Raw genomic sequence first — 21,848 nt, 5'->3', positions numbered from 1 at the left:
CCACGCCTCACAGGACGTGTCGTTAAAGGGTCTGTGCCCGATCGGGCTGGGCCGAGTCTAGAGGGCGCGGGCCGTGCGCGGGCGGGCCGACCGCTCTGCGGACGCCGGCGGGCGCGGCCCGCGGCGCCGGCGGCTCAGGAGAGCAGGCCGCGCACCTCGGCGAGGCGCTGCAGCAGTCCGTTGACGAAGCGCGGCGAGTCGTCGGTCGAGAGCACCTCGGCGATCTTGGTGTACTCGCCGATCACGGCGCCGCGGGAGGTGTCGCTCTCCCCGTAGAGCACCTCGGCGCTGCCCAGGCGCAGGATCGCCCGGTCCACGGCGGGCATGCGGTGCAGCGGCCAGTCCCGGGAGTGGGTCTCGAGGTCCTCGTCGATGTCCAGGGCGTAGGGGGCGTAGAGCTCGACCAGCTCGCGGGCGAGCTGCGGCAGCGGGGTCTGCGCCGCGGTGACGCGCAGCCGCTCGGCGAGCACGTCCAGCACGTCGACCTGCTTGGCGTCGGCCTCGAAGAGCACGTCCAGGGCGCGGATGCGGTCCCGGGAGCGGCCGTGCAGGCGGTCCGCCCGGGCCGGGACGGTGCGCTCGAGGGTGACCTCGGCGCCCTCCCGGGTGGGGTGCGGCAGCCCGGTGGCCCGAGGGGCGCGGGGCTCCTCGGGGGACGAGCCTGCGCTCACTTGACGCGCTCGAGGTAGTCGCCGCTGCGCGTGTCGACCTTGACCTTGTCGCCCTGGTTCAGGAACAGCGGGACCTGGATCTCGCGACCGGTCTCGAGGGTGGCCGGCTTGGTGCCGCCGCTGCTGCGGTCGCCCTGCAGACCGGGCTCGGTGAAGGAGATCTCCAGGACCACGGAGGCGGGCAGCTCGACGAACAGCGCATTGCCCTCGTGGAAGGCGACCACCACGTCCTGGCCCTCGAGCATGAAGTCCTTGGCGCCGCCGACGGTCTCGGCGGAGATGTTGGTCTGCTCCCAGTTGGAGGTGTCCATGAAGACGAACATGTCGCCGTCGAGGTAGGAGAACTGCATGTCGCGGCGGTCGACGGTCGCGGTCTCGACCTTGACGCCCGCGTTGAAGGTCTTGTCGACGCCCTTGCCGGACATCACGTTCTTCAGCTTGGTGCGCACGAAGGCCGGTCCCTTGCCGGGCTTGACGTGCTGGAACTCGACCACGCTCCACAGCTGCCGGTCCAGCACGAGGACCATCCCGTTCTTCAGATCGTTCGTCGTCGCCATGAGTCTCCTCGGTAGTCGTCGGGGCGGGTCAAGGATAGCGCGCAGCCCCGCCGGCACCGCCGGGCCGGAGGGTCTCAGCGCACCGAGGTGAGGTCGATCATGCTGAGCAGTCGCACGGCCAGCGGATGGGCGGCGCTCTCCTCGCGCCAGCCGCTGGTCTTGACGGCGCGGGAGACGGTCTGCTGGGTGACCCCGAGGCGCTCGGCGAGCTGCGCCTGGGTGGCGGTGGGGTCCTCCCGCAGCGCCTGCACCACCCGCCACTGGCCGCGGTTGCGGGTGCGCACCATCCAGCCCAGCAGGCGCAGCACGGCCTGCGCATCCTCGGCGGTCGCCCGTTGGCGCCCGTCGGCGGCGCGCAGCGCGAGCGGGACCTGCGAGGTGGTCGAGGCCGCGCGCAGGGCGGCCGCCGCGCTGTCCACGGCGGGACCGCTCAGCTCCCGCACCGAACCGGGCAGCGGATGGCCCACCGTGCCCACCCCCACCCCGATCGCGACGCCGCCGTGCTCGAGGGCGCACAGCACCGCCTCGAGCGCGGCCTCGGCCCGCCCGGCCAGGGCCAGCGCCTCGGGTCCGGCCGTGCGCTCCGCCGGCAGCGCCAGGTCGAGGTCGGCGAGGGAGGCCAGCAGCGCGGGCACCGGGTCGGGCAGGTCCCGGCCGTGCCCCGCGCGACCGGAGAACGAGAGCACGAACACGGGGCCTCCTGCCACACCGGATATCAGGTGTGGCCGAGCCTACAGTCGTTTCCGCCCGTCCTTGGCCCCGCGGCGTGCCCCGGTGCTCCCGGTGCTCAGTCCCGCGCCTCCGCCGCGGTCTCGAGCTCGCGGGCCCGGTCCTCCCCGGCCTGGCGGGTCAGTTCCGCGCCCCGCTCGGGGTCCCGGGTGAGGTTCTCGCCGGTGCCCACGTCGAAGACGTGCAGCTTGCGGGTGTCCACCCACAGCTGCGCCTCGGTGCCGCCGCGGATGCGGCTGGCCGAGCTCAGGGTCACCACGATCAGCGGCGGGATGTCGTCCTGGTCCAGGTCCCGGGCCAGCTCACCGAGCACGTCGGAGACCTGCGGGTCCTTCTCGTAGTCGATGTAGCCGTACTGCTCGTTGCCCAGCCACTCGGTGTGCGAGGGGGTGACGGTCAGCCGGGACCCGTGCGCGATGAGCGCCTCGTCGACGAACTCGAAGTCCTCGAAGGCCTCGGGGCGGATGCCCAGCAGCACCAGGTCCCGTCCCCGGGCCGCGGCGATCACGGACTCGGGGGCCTCGAGCTCCCCGATCGGCGTCTGCAGGCGACCGCCGGACTCGTGGGCGGGCAGGAAGTTCATCGAGGGCGATCCGATGAAGCCGGCCACGAACAGGTTCACCGGCTGCTCGTAGAGCTCGCGGGGCGAGGCCACCTGCTGCAGCTTGCCCTTCTTCAGCACCGCCACCCGGTCCCCCAGCGTCATCGCCTCGGTCTGGTCATGGGTGACGTAGACGCTGGTGGTCCCCAGCTGCCGCTGCAGCTGCGCGATCTGGGTGCGCATCTGTCCGCGCAGCTTCGCGTCGAGGTTCGACAGCGGCTCGTCGAACAGGAACGCGTCGGCCTCGCGGACGATGGCGCGGCCCATCGCGACCCGCTGCCGCTGACCGCCGGAGAGGTTGCCGGGCTTGCGCTCGAGGTGGTCGTCCAGGCCCAGCATCGTCGAGGCGCGCCGCACCCGCTCGTCGAGCTCCGCATCGGGCAGCTTGTTCTTGGACAGCCGCATCGGGAAGGCGATGTTCTCGTAGACCGTCAGATGCGGGTACAGGGCGTAGTTCTGGAAGACCATCGACAGGTTGCGGTCGCGCGGGGCGACCTCGTTGACGCGCTTGCCGTCGATCAGCAGGTCGCCCTCGGTGATGTCCTCGAGGCCGACGATCATCCGCAGCAGGGTCGACTTGCCGCAGCCGGAGGGCCCGACCAGGATCACGAACTCCCCGTCGGCGATGTCGAGGGAGACGTCGTTGACGGCGGGGAAGCCGTCGTCGTACTTCTTGACCAGGTTCTTGAGCTCGATGGTGGCCATGGTGCGTGGTTCCTCCTGGCTAGCCCTTGACCGCGCCCTGGGTCAGACCGGAGACGATCTGCCGCTGGAAGAGCACGACGATGATGACGATGGGGATGGTGACGATGATCGCCGCCGCGGAGATCGCGCCGGTGGGCTCCTCGAACTGCGAGGCGCCGGTGAAGAAGGCGAGCGCCGCCGGCACCGGCCGGGCTGCCGAGGTCGAGGTGAGCGAGATGCCGTAGACGAAGTCGTTCCAGGCGATGAAGAACGCGATGATCGCGGTGGTGAACACGCCGGGCAGGGCCAGCGGCACGATCACCTTGCGGAACGCCTCGAAGGTGGTGGCCCCGTCGACCTGGGCGGCGCGCTCGAGGTCCCAGGGGATCTGCTGGAAGTACGCCGCCAGGGTGTAGATGGAGATCGGCAGCGTCAGGGACAGGTACGGGATGATCAGGCCGGGCCAGGTGTCGTAGAGCCCGATGGTCCGCCACAGGTTGAACAGCGGCGTGACGATCGAGATCACCGGGAACATCGAGACCCCGAGCGCGCTGACCAGCACCAGGCGCTTGCCCGGGAAGTCCAGGCGCGCGATCGCATAGGCGCAGAACGTCGCCAGCACGACGGCGATCGCGGTGGCGATCAACGTGATGCCGATGGAGTTGCGCAGGGCCGGCAGGAACAGCTCCTGCGCGCTGCCGGCGAAGATCTCCCGGTAGTTGTCCAGCACGAAGGTGGTGGGCAGGAAGCTGCCCGTGGTGAGGTCCCCGGAGGCCTTGAAGGAGGTCATCAGGATCGAGACCAGCGGGGCCAGCGCCCACAGCAGCACCACGATCGTGATCGCGATCCAGCCGAGCTTCTGCTTGCCGGTGAGGCCTTTCATGTCATCTCCCCGTCCCGGATGCCAGATCCACCTTGAAGCCCCTGATGGCGATCACCGCGATGCCGATCACGCAGAGGAACAGCACCACCGAGATCGCCGAGCCCATGCCGATCTCGAGCCGGCCGATGGAGGTGCGGTAGGCCAGCAGCGACAGCACCTCGGTGCCGTAGGCGCCGTTGGTCATGATGAAGACGTTGTCGAAGATGCGGAAGGCGTCCAGGGCCCGGAACAGCACGGCGACCATGATCGCCGCCTTCATGTTCGGCAGGACCACGCGCCGCATCACCTCCCAGCGGGTGCCGCCGTCGACCCGGGCCGCCTCGGTGAGCTCGCCGGGCACCTGGGCGAGCCCCGACAGCAGCAGCAGCGAGATGAACGGGGTGGTCTTCCAGATCTCGCTGAGCATGATGATGGTCAGCGCCGGGGTCGCCGAGCCGAACCAGTTGAAGGTCTCGTCGATGCCCGGCAGCCAGCTCAGCCAGGAGTTCATGAAGCCGGTGTTGATGTCGAAGGCGAAGAACCAGGCGAAGGCGGAGACCACGGTGATGGTGCCGTAGGGCACCAGGATCGCGGTGCGCAGCAGCCCGCGCAGCCGGGTGATCGCGTTGTGCATGACCAGGGCCAGCAGGAAGCCGAGCACCAGCTCCACCGCCACGGTCACCACGGTGATCAGCAGCGTCACGCCCAGGCCGCGCCAGAACACCGGGTCGGTCAGCAGCACGCCGTAGTTGTCCACGCCCACGAACTCGCGCTCGCCGGGGGCGGTGAGGCGGTAGGAGAAGAGGGAGTCGTAGACGGCCTGCAGGATCGGGTACACGGTCACGGCCATCATGACCAGGAAGGCCGGCGCGGCCAGCATGATCCCGAGCCGGCGCTCCGAGCGGGCCCGCTCGCTCAGCGGCGCCCGGGCCGGGGCGGACCGCCGCCGTCCGCTGTTGGGCGGGGCCGCGGCGGCCGGGGTCTCCGTGGTGGCGGCGTGGCTCATAGCAGCGCATCCCCTCTCAGCACGTCCTGGATGAACTCCTGGGTCTGCGCCGGCGTGGACTCGCCGACCTCGTTGATCGGCGTCCAGTGCTGCTGGATGCCGAGGGAGACCTCGTTGTAGTAGGGCGTGCGCGGGCGGGCCTTGGCGCGCTGCAGGGAGTCGCGGATCTCCGGCGCCATCGGGAACTCGTCGGCGACGATCGGCTCGTCGAAGGCGGAGATCGAGGCGGGCGCGTTGCCGTTGGTCACGAAGTACTCGGCCTGGTTCTCGGGCCGGACGATGCAGTCGATCGCGGCGAAGGCGAGCTCCTGGTGCTCGCTGTGCGCGCCGACGCCCAGGTTGATCCCGCCCAGCGGAGGGGCGGCCTCCTGGTCCTCGGCCACCCGCGGGTAGTAGGTCCACGCGATGTCGTCGAGGACCTCCTGCTCGACGGTGCCCTGCTCGACCGCGGCCTGGGTCGACGGGTACGCGAACGGCCAGTTGACCATGAACCCGCCCCGGTCGCTCTGGAAGCGGGAGACCGCGACGTTCTCGTCCTGCGTGGTCACGCCCGGTCCGCCGAGCCCCTCGGCGCCGATGGTCCCGATGATGCGTGCGGTCTCCTGGCCGGCCGGGGAGTCCAGCGACAGCTCCACCTCGTCGGCCGGGGCCTCGGGGTCCTCGATGATCGGCTGGCCCTGCGACTCCATCAGCGCCGTGACCCACACGGTCATCGACTCGGCGCGGATGCCGTGGATCCCCAGGTCCGTGTCGGTGGCCTCCGCGGCATCGATCAGCTGGTCCCAGGTCACCGGCTGGCTCATGTCCAGCCCGGCCTCCTCGGCGACGGACTTGCGGTACCACAGCAGCTGGGTGCTGGCCGAGAAGGGGATCGCGACCACCTCGTCGTTCCACATCGCCCCGGGCACGGCGCCCTCGGCGACGTCCTCCATGATCGGGTCCGCGATCTCGGCGGGGATGGGAGCCAGGAAGCCGGGCTCGGCGAGCTCCGGGATGTAGGGCGGGTCCAGGCTCATGATGTCCAGGGAGCTGTCCCCGGCGGCGAGGCGCCGGGCGAGCTGCTCGCGCTGGCTGGCCGCATCGCGCGGCAGCAGGGAGGTGGCGATCGTGTACTCGCCGTCGGCCTCCTCGGTGCACTGCGCGGCGAGCTCGGCCTGTCCCCCGTCGTCCGGGTTCATGTACCAGGTCAGCTCCGGCGGGCCGGCGTCGGCCGAGCCGCAGGCCGAGACGGTCGCCGCCAGGACAAGGGCGACGCCGGACGCCACCAGGCGGGCAGGGGCGCCGCGTCGTCGCCTCCCGGGACGGGTGGGATCGGGAACTGCATCGTTCACGCTCGTGGCACCTCCTCGTCGAGGCGGTCGGGACCCGGCGGGCCGTCTCCCGACCTCGTCCCCGGGGCAGCACCCGGTGACCGGACCGTCATGGCTACGAGGCAGAGACTATGCCCCAGCTCACAATTGTCAAAATTAAACGGGGAGCTCAGGCGAGCTCGATGAGCTCCTGGTACTCGGCGTTCCAGAGGTCCTCGACGGCGTCGGGCATCATCAGCACCCGCTCGGGGTTCAGCGCGGCGACCGCGCCGGGGTCGTGGGAGACCAGCACCACGGCGCCCTCGAAGGCCGCCAGCGCCCCCAGGATCTCCTCGCGGCTGGCGGGGTCGAGGTTGTTCGTCGGCTCGTCCAGCAGCAGCACGTTCGCGCTGGAGACCACCAGCGCCGCGAGCGCCAGGCGGGTCTTCTCGCCGCCGGAGAGCACCCGGGCGGGCTTGTGCACGTCGTCCCCGCTGAACAGGAAGGAGCCCAGGATCTTGCGGGCCTCGACCTCCGGCAGCTCGAAGGCCGCGGTCATCATGTTCTCCAGCACCGTGCGGTCCAGGTCGAGCGTCTCGTGCTCCTGGGCGTAGTAGCCCACCCGCAGGCCGTGTCCGGGCAGCAGGGCGCCGGTGTCCGGCCGGTCGGCCCCGGCGAGGATCTTCAGCAGCGTGGTCTTGCCGGCGCCGTTCAGGCCGATGATCACCACCCGGGAGCCGCGGTCGATCGCGAGGTCCACGTCGGTGAAGATCTCGAGGCTGCCGTAGGACTTCGAGAGCCCCTCGGCCATCAGCGGGGTCTTCCCGCAGGGAGCCGGCTTCGGGAACCGCAGCGAGGCGACGCGGTCCTGCTGCCGCTCCCCCTCGAGTCCGTCCAGCATCCGCTCGGCGCGCTTGAGCATGTTCTGCGCAGCGACCGCCTTGGTGGCCTTGGCGCGCATCTTCTCCGCCTGCGCGGTCAGGGTGCTGGCCTTCTTCTCGGCATTGGTGCGCTCGCGCTTGCGGCGCTTCTCGTCGTCCTCGCGCTGGCGCAGGTACTGCTTCCAGCCCATGTTGTAGATGTCGATCATGGAGCGGTTGGCGTCGAGGTAGAAGACCTTGTTGACGACCTTCTCGACCAGCTCCACGTCGTGGCTGATGACGATCAGCCCGCCGCGGTAGCCCAGCAGGTACTCGCGCAGCCAGACGATCGAGTCGTGGTCGAGGTGGTTCGTGGGCTCGTCCAGGATCATGGTGCTGGCCTGGGAGAAGAGGATGCGGGCGAGCTCGACGCGGCGGCGCTGACCGCCGGAGAGGGTGCCCAGCTCCTGCTCGAGCAGCCGGTTGGGCAGGCCCAGGTTCGCGGCCATCCGCTTCGCCTCCGCCTCCGCCGCGTAGCCGCCGGCGGAGTCCAGCTCCGCCTCGATCCGCGGGTAGCGGTTCATGGCCTTCTCGCGCCGCGCCTCGGTCAGGGACATGTCCCCCATCTCCTCCTCGGCCCGGCGCAGCTTCTTGAAGATGGTGTCGAGGCCGCGGGCGGAGAGGATGCGCGAGAGGACCAGCTCGGAGTCCTCGGCGCTGTGGGTGTCCTGGGGCAGGTAGCCGAGCTCACCGGTCACCTCGACGGACCCCGCGGACGGCTCGAGGGTGCCGGAGAGGACCTTGGTGAGGGTGGTCTTGCCGGCGCCGTTGCGTCCCACCAGCCCCACCCGGTCCCCGGCGGTGATCTGGAAGGAGACGTCGCTCATGAGCAGCCGGGCGCCGACGCGGATGGCGAGGTCGTGCACGGTGATCACGGGGTGGTGCTCCTTGTCGTGGGGTGGTGGCGCGGCGCAGCGCGGGCGGCGGAGGCCGTCCGACCCTGTGCGAGGCCGGATCGAGTCTAGGGCTCCGGCCCGGGCGCGGCTCCGGATTCGCGGGCGATGGTGCCGCGCTCCACACGGTGCCGCGGCGCGGACGGCGGCGGGGCGGTCGCAGCGCCCCGCGCGGGTCCCCGGACCGACCCCCGCCCCGCCCGATCGATGACATGCTGGGGGCCGGCGGTCATCGGGACCGAACACGCAGCAGAGAGGCGCGTCATGCGAATCGGGGTACCCCGCGAGGTCAAGAACAACGAGAACCGGGTCGGCCTGGCCGCAGCCGCCGTCCATGAGCTCGTCGTGCGCGGCCACGAGGTGGTGGTGGAGACACGGGCGGGGGCCGGGTCCCGCATCTCCGACGACGACTACCGGGCCGCCGGCGCGAGCGTGCTGGACACCGCCGACGAGGTCTGGGAGCAGGCCGAGATGATCGTGAAGGTCAAGGAGCCGCTCCCCGAGGAGCATCATCGCCTGCGCGCGGGCCAGATCCTCTTCACCTACCTGCACCTGGCCGCGGACGCCCAGCTCACCGAGGCGCTGCTGTCCTCGGGGGTCACCTCGATCGCCTACGAGACCGTGCAGCTGCCGGACCGCTCGCTGCCGCTGCTGGCGCCGATGAGCATGATCGCAGGTCGTCTGGCCGCCCAGGTGGGGGCCTACCACCTGATGTCGCCGCTGGGCGGCTCCGGGATGCTGATGGGCGGGGTCCCCGGCACCGGCGAGGCGAATGTTCTGGTCATCGGGGGCGGCGTGGTGGGTGAGCAGGCCGCGCTGATGGCGCACGGGCTGCATGCCAACGTCACCGTGATGGACCTGGACGTCGCCCGGCTCGGTCAGATCGCCAACATGCACCACGGCGGGATCCTCACCCGCTACTCGACCTCACTGGACCTGGCCGAGCAGATCGAGCAGGCCGATGTCGTGGTCGGCTCGGTGCTGATCCCGGGCAAGCGGGCGCCGAAGCTGGTCACCGACGCCATGGTGGCCTCGATGAAGCCGGGCTCGGTGCTGGTGGACGTCGCGATCGACCAGGGCGGCTGCTTCGAGCACTCGCGCCCCACCACGCACTCCGACCCGACCTTCACGGTCCACGACACCGTGTACTACTGCGTGGCGAACATGCCGGGCTCGGTCCCGGTCACCGCGACCTCGGCGCTGAACAACGCCACCCTCCCCTACATCCTGAGGATCGCCGGGGCGGGCTGGCAGGACGCGCTGCGCGCCGATGCGGCGCTCGCGAAGGGGCTGCACACCCATGCCGGGCGGCTCACCCACGCCGGCACCGGCGAGGCGCACGGCCTCGAGGTCACCGAGGCCTCGCAGGTCATCGGCTGAGGCGGAGCCCGCCCGCCCGCCGGCTCACGCCCCGGACGTGCCCGCAGGGCCCCGGAACTGCTCCCGGGGCCCTGCGCAGCTCCGGCCCGCGGGCCGGCGTCGATCAGCGGCGCTGATCAGAGGTTGAAGCCGATCGCGCGCAGCTGCTCGCGACCGTCCTCGGTGATCTTCTCCATGCCCCACGGCGGCATCCACACCCAGTTGATGCGGTGGGATTCGGTGATGGGGTCCAGCACCGCGAAGGTCTGCTCCTCGAGCATGTCCGTCAGCGGGCAGGCGGCGGAGGTGAGGGTCATGTCGATGACGGCGTGGCCGTCCTCGACCGTGACCCCGTAGATGAGGCCGAGGTCGACGACGTTGATCCCGAGCTCGGGATCGATCACGTCCTTGAGCGCCTCGGTGACGTCCTCGACGGACACCGTCGAGGTGGGGGTCTTCTGATCGGTCATGGCGTCCTCCCGATGAGGTGCGGGCCGTGCGGCCCGCGGAGGGGATGGGTGCCGGTGGGGTCCCGGGAGCGCTCCCGGGACCCCGCCGGCGGTGGTCTCAGCTGCCGACGAGGTAGCGGTCGTAGCCCTCGTTCTCGAGCCGCTCGGCCAGCTCCGGGCCGCCCTGCTCGGCGATCCGGCCGCCCACGAAGACGTGCACGAAGTCCGGCTTCACGTACTGCAGGATGCGGGTGTAGTGGGTGATCAGCATGATGCCCACCTCGGTGTTCTGCTTGGCCCGGTTGATGCCGTCGGAGACGATGCGCAGGGCGTCGACGTCGAGCCCGGAGTCGGTCTCGTCGAGGATCGCGATGCCGGGCTTCAGCAGCTGCATCTGGAGGATCTCGTGGCGCTTCTTCTCGCCGCCGGAGAAGCCCTCGTTGACGTTGCGCTCGGCGAAGATCGGGTCCATGCGCAGCTCGTCCATCGCGCCGCGGACATCCTTGACCCAGGTCCGCAGCGCGGGGGCCTCGCCGTCGATCGCGGTCTTGGCGGTGCGCAGGAAGTTCGAGACGGTGACGCCGGGGACCTCGACCGGGTACTGCATGGCCAGGAAGAGGCCGGCGCGGGCGCGCTCGTCGACGCTCATCTCCAGCACGTCCTCGCCGTCGAGCAGCAGCTCGCCGCCGGTGATCTCGTACTTGGGATGGCCGGCGACGGCGTAGGCGAGGGTGGACTTGCCGGAGCCGTTGGGGCCCATGATGGCGTGGGTCTCGCCGGAGCGGATCGTCAGGTCGACGCCCTTGAGGATCTCCTTGGTGCCCTCGGGGGTCTCGACGGTGGCGTGGAGGTTCTTGATCTCCAGGATCGACATGTGGGGTTCTCCTTGACCAGGGGTGCTGGTGGGTTCGTGAGTGGCTGGGCGGGCGCACGCGCGCCGCGCCCGGAGTGATCAGGTGGCGGGGGCGGCGGTCGGATCCACCAGGATCTCGCCGCTTCCCTCGTCGATGCGCACGGGGAAGACCCGCACGGGCAGGACCGCCGGCAGCTGCAGGGGACGACCTGTGACCAGGTCGAACTGGCTGCCGTGCTTCCAGCATTCGATGGTGCAGCCCTCGACCTCGCCGTCGCTCAGCGCGATCTCGTCGTGCGAGCAGAGGTCCTCCAGGGCGTGGACGCCGCCGTCCTCGTCGCGCACCAGGGCGATCTCGATGCCGCCGGCGACGACGTCGATCGCCTCGCCGGGGGCGAGGTCCGCCAGGGTGGCGACGGGGACGAAGGCGTCGCTCATCAGTTCATGCTCCGCGAGAGCTCGGCCTCGATGGACGCGAACAGGTGCTCGCGGATCTCCGGGACGTCGATGCGCTGGATCAGCTCGGCGAAGAAGCCGCGCACCACCAGCCGGCGCGCCTCGAGCTCGGGGATGCCGCGGGAGCGCAGGTAGAACAGCTGCTCGTCGTCGAAGCGACCGGTGGCGGCGGCGTGGCCGGCGCCCTCGATCTCGCCCGTCTCGATCTCCAGGTTCGGCACCGAGTCGGCGCGCGCGCCCTCGGTGAGCACCAGGTTGCGGTTGAGCTCGTAGGTGTTGGTGCCCTCGGCCTCCTTGCGGATCAGCACGTCGCCGACCCACACCGAGCGGGCGTTGCTGCCCTGCAGCGCGCCCTTGTAGGCGACGTTGGAGGTGCAGTTCGGCGCCGCGTGGTCCACGAACAGCCGGTGCTCGAGGAACTGGTCGGCGTCGGAGAAGTACAGCCCGATGTTCTCGACCTCGGCGCCCGGGGCGGAGAGCTCGCCGATCACGTTGACGCGCACGGCGGAGCCGCCCAGCGAGACCACGATGTGCTTGAGCTTGGAGTCCCGGCCCAGCCGCGCGTGGTGGGTGGAGTGGTGCAGCGCGTCGTCGTCCCAGTCCTGCAGGGCGATGACCGTCATCTGCGAGTTCGCGCCGAGGATCATCTCGACGTTCTCGGCCAGCTGGGCGGAACCGGTGTGGTTCAGCACGAAGGTCGCCGAGGACGACTCCTCGGTCTCCAGCACGATGTGCGCGTTGCCGCGCCGCTCGCTGCCGCGCCCGGTCACGGCGACCTGGAAGGGCTCCTCGACGGCCGTGTTGCGCGGGGCCACCAGGTGCAGCGCCTGCTCGGTGCGGGCCGAGGCGATCGCGGTGGGCAGGTCCTCGGGCACCAGGGCGGTGCCGCGGGGGGCCTGCTGGGGAGCCAGCGCGGCGGCCGCCGGGGCGCCCGCGGGCACCTCGACGGTGTAGTCCAGCGCCGCATCGCCCGCGCGGTCATCGGTGGCGGCGTCCTCGAACAGCGGCGCGAAGCGGCGCAGCGGGGTGAAGCGCCACTCCTCGATGTCGCTCTTGGGCCGGGGGTGGTCCTCGAGCGCGAAGGAGCGGGTGCGGGCGCCGCGGTTCGAGGCGGCGCGGGCGGGCGAGAGCGACTCGGGCAGGGTCAGGCCCTCGTCCTCGAGCTCGGGGGCACCGGTGGTCTCGGCACCCTTGACATCTGCGGTGGTCATCAACCGACTGCTCCTTCCATCTGCAGCTCGATCAGGCGGTTCAGCTCGAGGGCGTACTCCATGGGCAGCTCGCGCGCGATCGGCTCGATGAAGCCGCGCACGATCATCGCCATCGCCTCGGCCTCCTCCATGCCGCGGCTCATCAGGTAGAAGAGCTGCTCCTCGGAGACCTTGGAGACGGTGGCCTCATGGCCCATCCGCACGTCGTCGACGCGCACGTCGACGTAGGGGTAGGTGTCGGTGCGGGAGATCTGGTCCACCAGCAGCGCATCGCACAGCACGGTGGAGGCCGAGTGCTCGGCACCGGGCATCACCTGGACCAGGCCGCGGTAGGACGTGCGCCCACCGCCGCGGGAGACCGACTTGGAGACGATCGAGCTCGTGGTGTGCGGAGCCATGTGGACCATCTTGGAGCCGGTGTCCTGCTGCTGCCCCTCGCCGGCGAAGGCGATCGACAGGGTCTCGCCGCGGGCGTGCTCGCCCATCAGCCAGACCGCCGGGTACTTCATGGTGACCTTCGAGCCGATGTTGCCGTCGACCCACTCCATGACGCCGCCCTGCTCGACCGTGGTGCGCTTGGTGACCAGGTTGTAGACGTTGTTCGACCAGTTCTGGATGGTCGTGTAGCGGACCCGGGCGTCCTTCTTCACGACGATCTCGACGACCGCGCTGTGCAGCGAGTCCGACTTGTAGATCGGCGCCGTGCAGCCCTCGACGTAGTGCACGTAGGAGCCCTCGTCGGCGATGATCAGCGTGCGCTCGAACTGGCCCATGTTCTCGGTGTTGATCCGGAAGTAGGCCTGCAGCGGGATCTCCACGTGGACGCCCTTGGGGACGTAGACGAAGGAGCCGCCCGACCACACGGCGGTGTTCAGCGCGGAGAACTTGTTGTCGCCGGCGGGGATGACGGTGCCGAAGTACTCCTTGAACATCTCCGGGTGCTCGCGCAGCGCGGTGTCGGTGTCCAGGAAGATGACGCCCTGCTCCTCCAGGTCCTCGCGGATCTGGTGGTAGACGACCTCGGACTCGTACTGCGCGGCGACACCGGCGACCAGGCGCTGCTTCTCCGCCTCGGGGATGCCGAGCCGGTCGTAGGTCTCCTTGATGTCCGCGGGCAGGTCCTCCCAGTTGGTGACCTGCTTCTCGGTGGAGCGGACGAAGTACTTGATGTCGTCGAAGGCGATGCCGGACAGGTCCGGGCCCCAGGTGGGCAGCGGCTTCTTGCCGAAGAGCTTGAGCGCCTTGAGGCGGCGATCGAGCATCCACGCGGGCTCGTCCTTGCGGGCGGAGATGTCGCGCACGACGTCCTCGCTGAGTCCGCGGCGCGCGGTGGCGCCGGCGCTGTCCTCGTCGTGCCATCCGTAGGCGTACTGGCCCACGGAGTCGATGATCTCGTCCTGTGTGAGCTTCTCTGGTGCGCTCGTCATGGTGTCCTTCCCTCGGTGAGCGGAATGTGAGTCGTGCAGGCATGCGCCCCCTGCGCCAGGGTGGCCAGGCGTTGGACGGGGGCGCCGATGATGCGGGAGATGGTCCGGGTCTCGGCCTCGCACAGCTCGGGGTGGTCTGCGGCGATGTCGAGGACGGGGCAGCGTCCGTGGCACAGCTGCGCCGAGACGAGCGTACGCGGATTGCCCCCGGGTCGCGCGCCGGGGGCGGGCAGGGGCACGTGGAGCGGACGGACGGTGGCGGCGTAGCCGCGCTCGGTCAGCAGCTCGGAGAGCAGCTCGACGCGGCGGGCGGTGCCGACGGTCTCCCCCGCGGCCTCGAGCTCGGCGACCCGTTCGGCCAGCCGGCTCTCCCAGTCGGCGATGCGACGCTCCGCGAGGCCCGCCACCGCTTCGTCGCCGCCCAGCCGGGCCAGCTCGGCGACGGCCAGCACGGCCAGCTCGTCGTAGCCGCCGGGCAGGTCCTCATGGGCGGACGGGGAGAGCACGAAGGCCTTGCTGGGGCGCCCGCGGCCGCGCTGGGCGACCGTGATGCGGTGCTCCGCGATGACGCCGTCGGCCTCCAGGGCCGCGAGGTGCCGCCGGACCGCGGCGCTGGTGAGGCCGAAGCGCTCCGCCAGCTGGCGGGCGGTGATCGGCCCGTGGGCGGAGATCGCCTTGACCAGACGGTCCCGCGTGGGCTGCGGGACGGCCGGCTCGAGCTCGTGCACTGTCATCCTGACCCCCTCCGCGCTCGTCGACTCCTTGATTTTACAACAGATGGCTTGCCAAATACGGGGAACCCGGTGTGCCGCACAGCACGAAGGTGCCCCTTACCTGCGCAGATCCGTCACATTCGGCGGCCGACGCCCCGGCGTGCTTCCACTTGCGCTCACTTTCAACTATCCTGGGACCATCTCCTCCGTCGTCCGTCGAAAGGACCGCCATGACCCTCGAGGACCAGACCGCACCGACCACCGACACCGCCGGCCAGGACCACTCCACCCGGGGCAGCTACGTCGCCCCCGGCGCCTCCTTCGACCGGGACATGAACTACATCGACGACCGCATCACCCGGGACGGCCGCGACGGCTGGCCGGTCGAGGCGGGCCGCTACCGGCTGATCGCCGCCCGCGCCTGCCCCTGGGCGAACCGCACCCTGATCTCCCGTCGGCTCCACGGGCTCGAGGACGTGCTGTCGGTGGGCCTGCCCGGCCCCACCCACGACAAGCGCTCCTGGACCTTCGACCTCGATCCGGGAGGCGTGGACCCGGTGCTGGGCTACGAGCGCCTCCAGCAGGCCTACTTCGCCCGCTTCCCCGACTACCCCCGCGGCATCACCGTCCCCGCGATCGTCGACGTGCCCACCCGGGCCGTGGTGACCAACGACTTCCAGCAGATCACCCTGGACCTCGCCACCGAGTGGACGGACCACCACCGCGAGGGCGCCCCCGACCTGTACCCCGAGCAGCGGCGCGAGGAGATCGACGCCCTGAACCGGTGGATGCTCCACCGCGTCAACAACGGGGTGTACAAGGTCGGCTTCGCCGGCTCCCAGGACGCGTACGAGACGGAGTACCGGGCCCTGTGGGCCGCCCTCGACGAGCTCGAGGAGCGACTGGGCCGCAGCCGCTACCTGCTGGGCGCCTCCCTCACCGAGGCCGACGTGCGGCTCTTCCCCACCCTGATCCGCTTCGACCCGGTGTACTTCGGGCACTTCAAGGCGAACCGGCAGCCGCTCGCCTCGATGCCGAACCTCTGGAACTACACCAAGGATCTCTTCACCACCCCCGGCTTCGGCGACACCGTCGACTTCGAACAGATCAAGCGGCACTACTACTACGTGCACGAGGACCTCAACCCCACCCGGATCGTGCCGCTGGGCCCGGACCTGGGCGCCCTGCTGGAGGCCCACGACCGCGACCGCTTCGAGACCGACACCTGGGGCCCGGGCGGCACCGCGCCCGAGCCGCCGCGTCCCGGCGAGGTCGTCGACCCCGCCCATACGCCGCTGCACCTCGGCGCTCGCTGAGCACCGGCGCCGCCGGCGCGGCCTACGATGGGTCGGCCATGACCAAGAACCCCCATGGGCCGCCGGCGCTCGTCGCCGAGGATCTCGCCCTCTCCTACGGCACCGTGCGCGCCCTGGACGGTCTCAGCCTCACCGCCCACCACGGCGAGGTGACGGCGCTGCTGGGACCCAACGGGGCCGGCAAGACCACCGCCATCTCCTGCGCCACCGGGCTGCTGCGCCCCGACCGCGGCACGGTGCGGGCGCTGGGCGCGGATCCCTGGCGCTCGAGCCCGCAGCACCGGGCCCGGGTCGGGGTGATGATCCAGGACGGGGGCCTGGCCTCGGGCGCCTCGGCGCTGCAGCTGCTGCGCTACGGCGCGAGCCTGCACGCCGCCCCGCTGGACGTGGACGAGGTCGCCGCGCACCTCGGCATCGACACCTTCGCGCGCACCCTGGTGCGGCGCCTCTCCGGGGGCCAGCGCCAGCGCCTGGCCCTGGCGCTGGCCATCATCGGCCGCCCCGACCTGGTCTTCCTCGACGAGCCGACCGCCGGCATGGACCCGTCCATCCGCCGCCGGGTGCGGGACCTGATCCGGGGACTGGCCCGCACCGGCACCGCCGTGGTGCTCACCACCCACCTGATGGACGACGTGGTGGGCCTGGCCGACGCCGTCCGCGTCATCGCCCGCGGCCGCGTGCTCGCCTCCGGCTCCGTCCAGGACGTGATCAGCTCCCACCGCTCCGCCGACGGCGGGGTCGTCGTGCAGGCCACCGCCACCGGCGTCGACCCCGCGGCGGTCCCCGCCCTGGAGGCGGAGCTGCGCGCCGCCGCCGCCCGGCACGGGGCGCAGCTCGAGATCACCGCGGGCGGGGCGGCCGACCTCGAGTCCGTGCTGCTGGACCTGATGGATGCCGACAGCGCGGCGGAGGCCGCCGGCGGCCCGGCCGCCGCGATCACGAAGGACGAGCGATGACCCCCGCCGCCACCGCGCCGCCCGCCGCCCCCAGCGCCCGCGGCCCGCGGCCCGCCCCTGCGCTGCGCCGCGTCCTCGCCCACGCCGGGCTGGAGACCCGGGTGCTGCTGTCCAACGGCGAGCAGCTCACCGTCGCCGTCGCCCTCCCGGCCATGGTGCTGATCGGGCTGTGGCTGCTGCCGCTGGGCCGGATCCCGGGCGTGCCGTCCGTGGACACCGCGGTCGCCGCCACCTTCGCGACCGCCCTGATCTCGACCTCCTTCACCTCCCAGGCGATCCTGACCGGCTTCGACCGCCGCAACGGCGTGCTGCGCTGGGTGGCGACCAGCCCGCTCGGCCGCGGCGGCTACCTGGCGGGCAAGATCCTGGCCACGCTGACCACCCATGTGCTGCAGGTGGTCGTGCTCGGCGCGATCGCGCTGGCGATCGGCTGGCGGCCCGAGCTGCTCGGGCTGCTCGCGGCCGTCCCGGTGTGGCTGGTCGGGACGGTCGCCTTCGGCGCGCTCGGGCTGCTGGTGGCCGGGACCCTGCGCACCGAAGCGGTGCTCGCGGTCTCCAACCTGGTGTTCGTGCTGCTGGTCGCCGCCGGCGGGGTCGCCTTCCCCACCGCCGCCTACCCGCGGATCCTGGGCGGCCTGGTGGACCTGCTGCCCTCGGGGGCGCTCGGCGAGCTGATGCGCGCCTGCTTCGCCTCGGGGCCCTTCGCCCTCGGCTCGGCCGTGGTGCTGCTGCTGTGGGCGGCGCTCGGCTCCGCCGCCGTCGTGCGCTGGTTCCGCTGGACCGACAGCTGAGGCCGACCGCTGCGGAATCGGTCGCATCCGGCAGCACGGACCGGGCATCTCGCGGCAAGCGTCTCTAGACTCGGGGCCATGTCCGCCGCTGCCACCGCCTCCCCGCTCCTGCCCGAGCGCCATGGGCGCATCACGACGCTGCCCGATCCCCGTCTGCCGTCCTGGGGGCCGCGGCGCCGCGCCCGCCTGGCCGCGATCGCCCTCTGGGGCAACCTGATCTGCCAGATGGGCATCATCCTGTCCGGCGGGGCGGTGCGGCTGACCGCGAGCGGTCTGGGCTGCTCCTCCTGGCCGCACTGCGAGCCGGGCCAGTTCACCCCCGAGCTGACCCTGGCCTCGGGCATCCACCCCTTCGTGGAGTTCGGCAACCGGTGCCTGACCGGGGTGCTGGGGATCTTCGCCGTCGCGGTGCTGATCGTCTCCTGGCGCTGGCTGCGCCACAAGGGCGCCGGCTTCCGCCGCCTGGCCCTGGTGCCCCTGATCGGCACCGGCCTGCAGGCGGTCATCGGCGCCTTCGTGGTCTGGTTCGACCTGCATCCCGGGCTGGTCAGCCCCCACTTCCTGATCTCCCCGGTGCTGGCGGCGGTCTCCATGGTGCTGCTGGTGCGTCTCTACGACGGCGACGGGGCGGTGCGCCTGGCGGTGCCCGGCCGGGCGATCGCGCTGTTCGTGCCGCTGGCGGCGATGGGCTTCACGGTGCTGGTGCTGGGCACCATCGTCACCGGCACCGGTCCGCACTCGGGCGACTCCGGGGAGATCACCCGGATCGCGATCGACCCGGTGGTGGCCTCGCGGATCCACGCCCTCGCGGTGTACGTCTTCTGCGCCCTGCTGATCGCGCTGCTGGTGGTGCTGCACCGCGCCCGGGCCCGCCGGGAGGCGCTGGTGGCCGGCTGGTGGCTGGTCGCCCTGACCGTGCTGCAGGGCATCATCGGCTACGTCCAGTACTTCCTCGGCCTGCCCGAGCTGGTCGTCTTCCTCCACCTGATCGGGGCGGCGCTGTTCGCCGCGGCGATCGCCTGGCTGGGGGCCCGCCTGGTGACCTGGCAGGACCCCGAGCCGCCCGCGCCCGCGGACCCCGTCGAGCCCGGCGCCGCGCAGACCGCTCCGGCCGCCCCCGGCACCGACCCGAGGCAGGCGCGATGATCCTGGGACGTCGTCGCCGCAGCGCCACTGCGGAGCTGCCCACCTACGAGCAGGCCCGTCCCGCCGGGGAGTTCGTCGCCGGGGTGCTCTCGCATCTGCGCGAGGTCGTCGACGTCGGCTGGAACCTGCTGGACGTGGACGCCGAGGCCCACCGCCTGATCCGCGAGGCCGGGGCCACCAGCTGCTACCTCGACTACCACCCCGTCTTCGGGGCCTCCCCCTTCGGGTACGTCATCTGCACCTCGGTCAACGACGGGATCCTGCACGGCCGCCCCTACGACCGCGTCCTGGCCGACGGCGACCTGCTGTCGCTGGACTTCGCGGTGGAGGTCGAGGGCTGGGTCGCCGACTCCTGCCTGACGATCGCCGTCGGCCGTCCCCGCGCCGCGGACCTGCAGCTGATCCGGGACACCGAGCAGGTGATGTGGGCCGGCATCGACCAGGTCCGCGCCGGGAGCACCGTGGGCGACATCGGCCATGCGGTGATGACCGAGGCCCATGCCCTGGGCTACCGCATCAACGACCGCTTCGGCGGGCACGGGGTGGGGCGCACCATGCACGAGGCCCCCTTCGTGCCCAACCACGGCACCCCCGGCACCGGCGCCGAGCTGGTCGCCGGTCAGCTGCTCACGGTCGAGCCGTTCCTGGTGCCGACCACCGCGGAGCTGCGGGTCGACGAGCGCGACGGCTGGACCCAGCTCTCCCTCGACGGCTCCCGCGGCGCGCATGCCGAGCACACCCTGCAGGTCACCGACGGCGAGCCGATCGTGCTCACCGCACGCCCCGACGATCCCGCCCCGCGCAGCTCGCTGGGCTGAGGGCGGCGACCGCCGGCCGGCTCAGGCGAGCAGTGCGCCGAGGCGGGCGGCGATGCCGTCGGCGTCCAGACCGTTGCGCGCCAGGATCGCATCGCGCTTGGCGTGCGGGATGAACTCCTGGGCGACCCCCAGCACGCGCACCGCGGGCGCCGGGGCGCTGCGGGTGGCCCGCTGGGCCAGGCGCACCGCCAGGGCCGCCCCGATGCCGCGCTCGGCGACCCCGTCCTCGAGGGTGAGCACCGCGCCGGCGGAGGCCGCCAGCTCCAGCAGGGCATCGCCCAGCGGCAGGGCCTGCACCGGGTCCAGCACCACCAGGTTCAGCGCCGGGTCGGCGGCGGCCAGGCGGGCGGCGGCCTCGACGGCGCGGTCGGCCAGCGGTCCGATGCTGAGCACCAGCGCGTCGATCGGGCGGGACGGGTCCCCGGCGAGGACCTCCCCGGCGTCGTGCTGCGCGAGCGTGGCGACCGGCGCGGGGCAGGGTCCCTTGGGGAAGCGCACCAGGCTGGGACCGGCGACCGCGAGAGCCGCCTCGGCCGCGGCGGTGAGGTGGTCTCCGTCGCGGGGCGCCCAGAGGGCCAGACCGGGGACCTGAGCGGCGAGGGCGAGGTCCCAGATGCCGTGGTGGCTGGGCCCGTCGTCCCCGGTGACGCCCGCGCGGTCCAGGGTGATGGTGACGTCCTCGCCGTGGAGGGCGACGTCCAGCAGCAGCTGGTCGACGGCCCGGTTCAGGAACGTCGCGTACAGCGCCACCACGGGCTTCGCGCCGCCGTGGGCGAGGCCCGCGGCGGTGTCCAGGGCGAGCTGCTCGGCGATCCCCACGTCCAGCACCCGCTCCGGCATCTCGCGCTGCATCGGGGTGAGGCCGACGGGGTCGATCATCGCCGCGCTCAGTGCGACCACCCGCTGATCGCGCCGCGCGGCGGCCAGCACGGCGGCGCCGAGCCGCGCGGTCCAGGTGTCGGCCGGGGCGGGGGCTCCCGGCGGCGGGACGATGTCCGTCGCGGTGGGCGGCTCGATCTCGAAGGGACCGGTGGCGTGCCAGTGGTCGATCGCGTCGGACTCGGCGCGCTCGAAGCCGGCGCCCTTGCGGGTGACCACGTGCACCACCACCCCGGCGCGGTCGGCGTCCTCCGCGGCGGCGCGCGCCTGGGACAGGGCGGCGGCGAGCTGCTCGTGGTCGTGGCCGTCGATCGGCCCGAGGTACGTCAGCCCGGTGGCGGTGAAGACGTCGGCGCCGGCGGCGACCTCGCCCTCGCGCAGCTGCTGCAGGTGGCGGGCGAGTCCGCCGACGGTCGGGGCGTAGGAGCGGGTGTTGTCGTTGAGCACCACGACGGTGCGGGAGCCGACGTCGGAGGCGAGGGCGTTCAGGGCCTCGAGCCCCACTCCCCCGGTCAGGGCGCCGTCGCCGATCACCGCGACGGCGACGCCGGGCTCACCGGTGAGCCGACGGGCGCGGTCGATGCCGTGGGCCCAGGCGATCGAGCCGGAGGCGTGGGAGTTCTCGACCACGTCGTGCGCCGACTCCTCGCGGGCGGGGTACCCGGAGACGCCGCCCGCGCGGCGCAGCCCGGCCAGCTCCGCCCGGCCGGTGAGCATCTTGTGGACGTAGGCCTGGTGGCCGGTGTCGAAGACGAGGGGCTCCTGCGGGGAGCGGAACTCCCGGTGCAGGGCGAGGGTCAGCTCGACCACCCCGAGGTTCGGGCCCAGGTGGCCGCCGGAGCGGGAGGTGACTTCGAGCAGGCGCCGGCGCAGGGTGCGGGCCAGGCCGGGCAGCGCCGCGGCGGGCAGCGCGCGCAGCTGCTGCGGATCGGCGGGGATCGGGACGTCGTCGGGGACGAGCTCCGGTGCGGCGGTGTTCTGCGCCGTGGGGTCCGCGGACCCCGGGCGCGACTCCCGCCAGGTCGGCGGCAGGGAATGCTCCTGGGTCGTCGACACGCGATCCTCCATCGGCCTCGGGGACGGGACCCGCCCAGAGTACGTCCTCGTGACCTGTGCGGACGCCGAACATGGTCACATCTGTGCAGATCTTCACCGGTGGTCCACGGGTCCCTGCCGAGGTCTGCATCGGGGTGCAGACCGGCCGGGCCGGGGTGCATCAACGGGGTCGGTCCCCCGCGGTGGTCGGGGGCGCCGAACCCGGG

General features: G+C 72.0%; 21 protein-coding genes. 6 read left to right on the top strand and 15 right to left on the bottom strand.

Annotation, left to right across the window (positions count from 1 at the left end; all coding sequences use genetic code 11):
• Positions 1 to 134 precede the first annotated feature (134 nt).
• The 8 genes from nusB to ACOJUI_RS07370 all read right to left on the bottom strand — a co-directional run bounded on the left by nusB (position 135) and on the right by ACOJUI_RS07370 (position 8,194).
• Positions 135 to 671, bottom strand: coding sequence for a transcription antitermination factor NusB (gene nusB / locus ACOJUI_RS07405; protein ID WP_422117418.1), 537 nt, complete (start codon positions 669 to 671; stop codon positions 135 to 137).
• Complete coding sequence (gene efp, locus ACOJUI_RS07400) at positions 668 to 1,228, bottom strand: elongation factor P (RefSeq protein WP_422117417.1); 561 nt, start codon at positions 1,226 to 1,228, stop codon at positions 668 to 670. The genes nusB and efp overlap by 4 nt, the downstream gene beginning before the upstream one ends.
• 74 nt (positions 1,229 to 1,302) lie before the next feature.
• On the bottom strand, positions 1,303 to 1,920 hold the full coding sequence (locus tag ACOJUI_RS07395) for a MarR family transcriptional regulator (RefSeq protein ID WP_422117416.1): 618 nt from the start codon (positions 1,918 to 1,920) through the stop codon (positions 1,303 to 1,305).
• A gap of 95 nt (positions 1,921 to 2,015) precedes the next feature.
• Entirely contained in the window at positions 2,016 to 3,263 is a 1,248-nt protein-coding gene (locus ACOJUI_RS07390; protein ID WP_422117415.1) for an ABC transporter ATP-binding protein, read from the bottom strand.
• Positions 3,264 to 3,282: 19 nt separating this feature from the next.
• Positions 3,283 to 4,125, bottom strand: a complete 843-nt coding sequence (locus tag ACOJUI_RS07385) for a carbohydrate ABC transporter permease (protein WP_422117414.1) — start codon at positions 4,123 to 4,125, stop codon at positions 3,283 to 3,285.
• Position 4,126: 1 nt separating this feature from the next.
• Positions 4,127 to 5,110, bottom strand: a complete 984-nt coding sequence (locus tag ACOJUI_RS07380) for a carbohydrate ABC transporter permease (RefSeq protein ID WP_422117413.1) — start codon at positions 5,108 to 5,110, stop codon at positions 4,127 to 4,129.
• Complete coding sequence (locus ACOJUI_RS07375; RefSeq protein ID WP_422117412.1) at positions 5,107 to 6,441, bottom strand: extracellular solute-binding protein; 1,335 nt, start codon at positions 6,439 to 6,441, stop codon at positions 5,107 to 5,109. Before ACOJUI_RS07375 ends, ACOJUI_RS07380 begins: the two co-directional genes overlap by 4 nt.
• Before the next feature lie 148 nt (positions 6,442 to 6,589).
• Positions 6,590 to 8,194: an ABC-F family ATP-binding cassette domain-containing protein gene (locus ACOJUI_RS07370; RefSeq protein WP_422117411.1), complete on the bottom strand. Its 1,605-nt coding sequence runs from the start codon at positions 8,192 to 8,194 to the stop codon at positions 6,590 to 6,592.
• 282 nt (positions 8,195 to 8,476) lie between these two features.
• On the opposite strand from ACOJUI_RS07370, the gene ald reads away from it, so the two are divergent.
• Positions 8,477 to 9,592 carry an alanine dehydrogenase gene (gene ald / locus ACOJUI_RS07365; protein WP_422117410.1) on the top strand — a complete coding sequence of 372 codons (1,116 nt, stop codon included), beginning with the start codon at positions 8,477 to 8,479 and terminating at the stop codon, positions 9,590 to 9,592.
• 116 nt (positions 9,593 to 9,708) lie between these two features.
• On the opposite strand, the gene ACOJUI_RS07360 is transcribed toward ald, so the two are convergent.
• The 6 genes from ACOJUI_RS07360 to ACOJUI_RS07335 all read right to left on the bottom strand — a co-directional run bounded on the left by ACOJUI_RS07360 (position 9,709) and on the right by ACOJUI_RS07335 (position 14,701).
• Positions 9,709 to 10,041 (bottom strand): metal-sulfur cluster assembly factor, encoded by a 333-nt coding sequence (locus tag ACOJUI_RS07360; protein WP_422117409.1) that lies wholly within the window; start codon positions 10,039 to 10,041, stop codon positions 9,709 to 9,711.
• A 97-nt stretch (positions 10,042 to 10,138) separates the two neighbouring features.
• A complete protein-coding gene (gene sufC / locus ACOJUI_RS07355) occupies positions 10,139 to 10,894 on the bottom strand; it encodes a Fe-S cluster assembly ATPase SufC (protein ID WP_422117408.1) in 756 nt (251 codons plus the stop codon).
• 78 nt (positions 10,895 to 10,972) lie between these two features.
• Positions 10,973 to 11,311 carry a non-heme iron oxygenase ferredoxin subunit gene (locus ACOJUI_RS07350; RefSeq protein WP_422117407.1) on the bottom strand — a complete coding sequence of 113 codons (339 nt, stop codon included), beginning with the start codon at positions 11,309 to 11,311 and terminating at the stop codon, positions 10,973 to 10,975.
• Positions 11,311 to 12,540 (bottom strand): Fe-S cluster assembly protein SufD, encoded by a 1,230-nt coding sequence (gene sufD / locus ACOJUI_RS07345; protein ID WP_422117406.1) that lies wholly within the window; start codon positions 12,538 to 12,540, stop codon positions 11,311 to 11,313. Before sufD ends, ACOJUI_RS07350 begins: the two co-directional genes overlap by 1 nt.
• The gene (gene sufB / locus ACOJUI_RS07340) at positions 12,540 to 13,967 is read right to left on the bottom strand and encodes a Fe-S cluster assembly protein SufB (protein ID WP_422117405.1); all 1,428 of its coding nucleotides are present in this window, start codon (positions 13,965 to 13,967) and stop codon (positions 12,540 to 12,542) included. Before sufB ends, sufD begins: the two co-directional genes overlap by 1 nt.
• Entirely contained in the window at positions 13,964 to 14,701 is a 738-nt protein-coding gene (locus ACOJUI_RS07335; RefSeq protein WP_422117404.1) for a helix-turn-helix transcriptional regulator, read from the bottom strand. The genes sufB and ACOJUI_RS07335 overlap by 4 nt, the downstream gene beginning before the upstream one ends.
• A gap of 209 nt (positions 14,702 to 14,910) precedes the next feature.
• On the opposite strand from ACOJUI_RS07335, the gene ACOJUI_RS07330 reads away from it, so the two are divergent.
• The 5 genes from ACOJUI_RS07330 (at position 14,911) to map (ending at position 19,707) form a co-directional block, all read left to right on the top strand.
• Positions 14,911 to 15,996 (top strand): glutathione S-transferase family protein, encoded by a 1,086-nt coding sequence (locus ACOJUI_RS07330; protein ID WP_422117403.1) that lies wholly within the window; start codon positions 14,911 to 14,913, stop codon positions 15,994 to 15,996.
• 38 nt (positions 15,997 to 16,034) lie between these two features.
• The gene (locus tag ACOJUI_RS07325) at positions 16,035 to 16,952 is read left to right on the top strand and encodes an ABC transporter ATP-binding protein (RefSeq protein WP_422117402.1); all 918 of its coding nucleotides are present in this window, start codon (positions 16,035 to 16,037) and stop codon (positions 16,950 to 16,952) included.
• Positions 16,949 to 17,743, top strand: a complete 795-nt coding sequence (locus tag ACOJUI_RS07320; RefSeq protein WP_422117401.1) for an ABC transporter permease — start codon at positions 16,949 to 16,951, stop codon at positions 17,741 to 17,743. Before ACOJUI_RS07325 ends, ACOJUI_RS07320 begins: the two co-directional genes overlap by 4 nt.
• Before the next feature lie 78 nt (positions 17,744 to 17,821).
• Positions 17,822 to 18,889: a COX15/CtaA family protein gene (locus ACOJUI_RS07315; protein ID WP_422117400.1), complete on the top strand. Its 1,068-nt coding sequence runs from the start codon at positions 17,822 to 17,824 to the stop codon at positions 18,887 to 18,889.
• A complete protein-coding gene (map, locus tag ACOJUI_RS07310) occupies positions 18,886 to 19,707 on the top strand; it encodes a type I methionyl aminopeptidase (protein ID WP_422117399.1) in 822 nt (273 codons plus the stop codon). The genes ACOJUI_RS07315 and map overlap by 4 nt, the downstream gene beginning before the upstream one ends.
• 21 nt (positions 19,708 to 19,728) lie before the next feature.
• Here the strand turns inward: map and ACOJUI_RS07305 are convergent, their stop codons facing one another.
• Entirely contained in the window at positions 19,729 to 21,642 is a 1,914-nt protein-coding gene (locus ACOJUI_RS07305) for a 1-deoxy-D-xylulose-5-phosphate synthase (RefSeq protein WP_422117398.1), read from the bottom strand.
• Positions 21,643 to 21,848 lie beyond the last annotated feature (206 nt).

The sequence above is a fragment of the Brachybacterium sp. UNK5269 genome, assembly GCF_049266655.1.
Classification (GTDB): Bacteria; Actinomycetota; Actinomycetes; order Actinomycetales; family Dermabacteraceae; genus Brachybacterium.
Note: the sequence above shows the minus strand (reverse complement) of the source record. Positions and strands in the feature narration are given on the sequence as shown.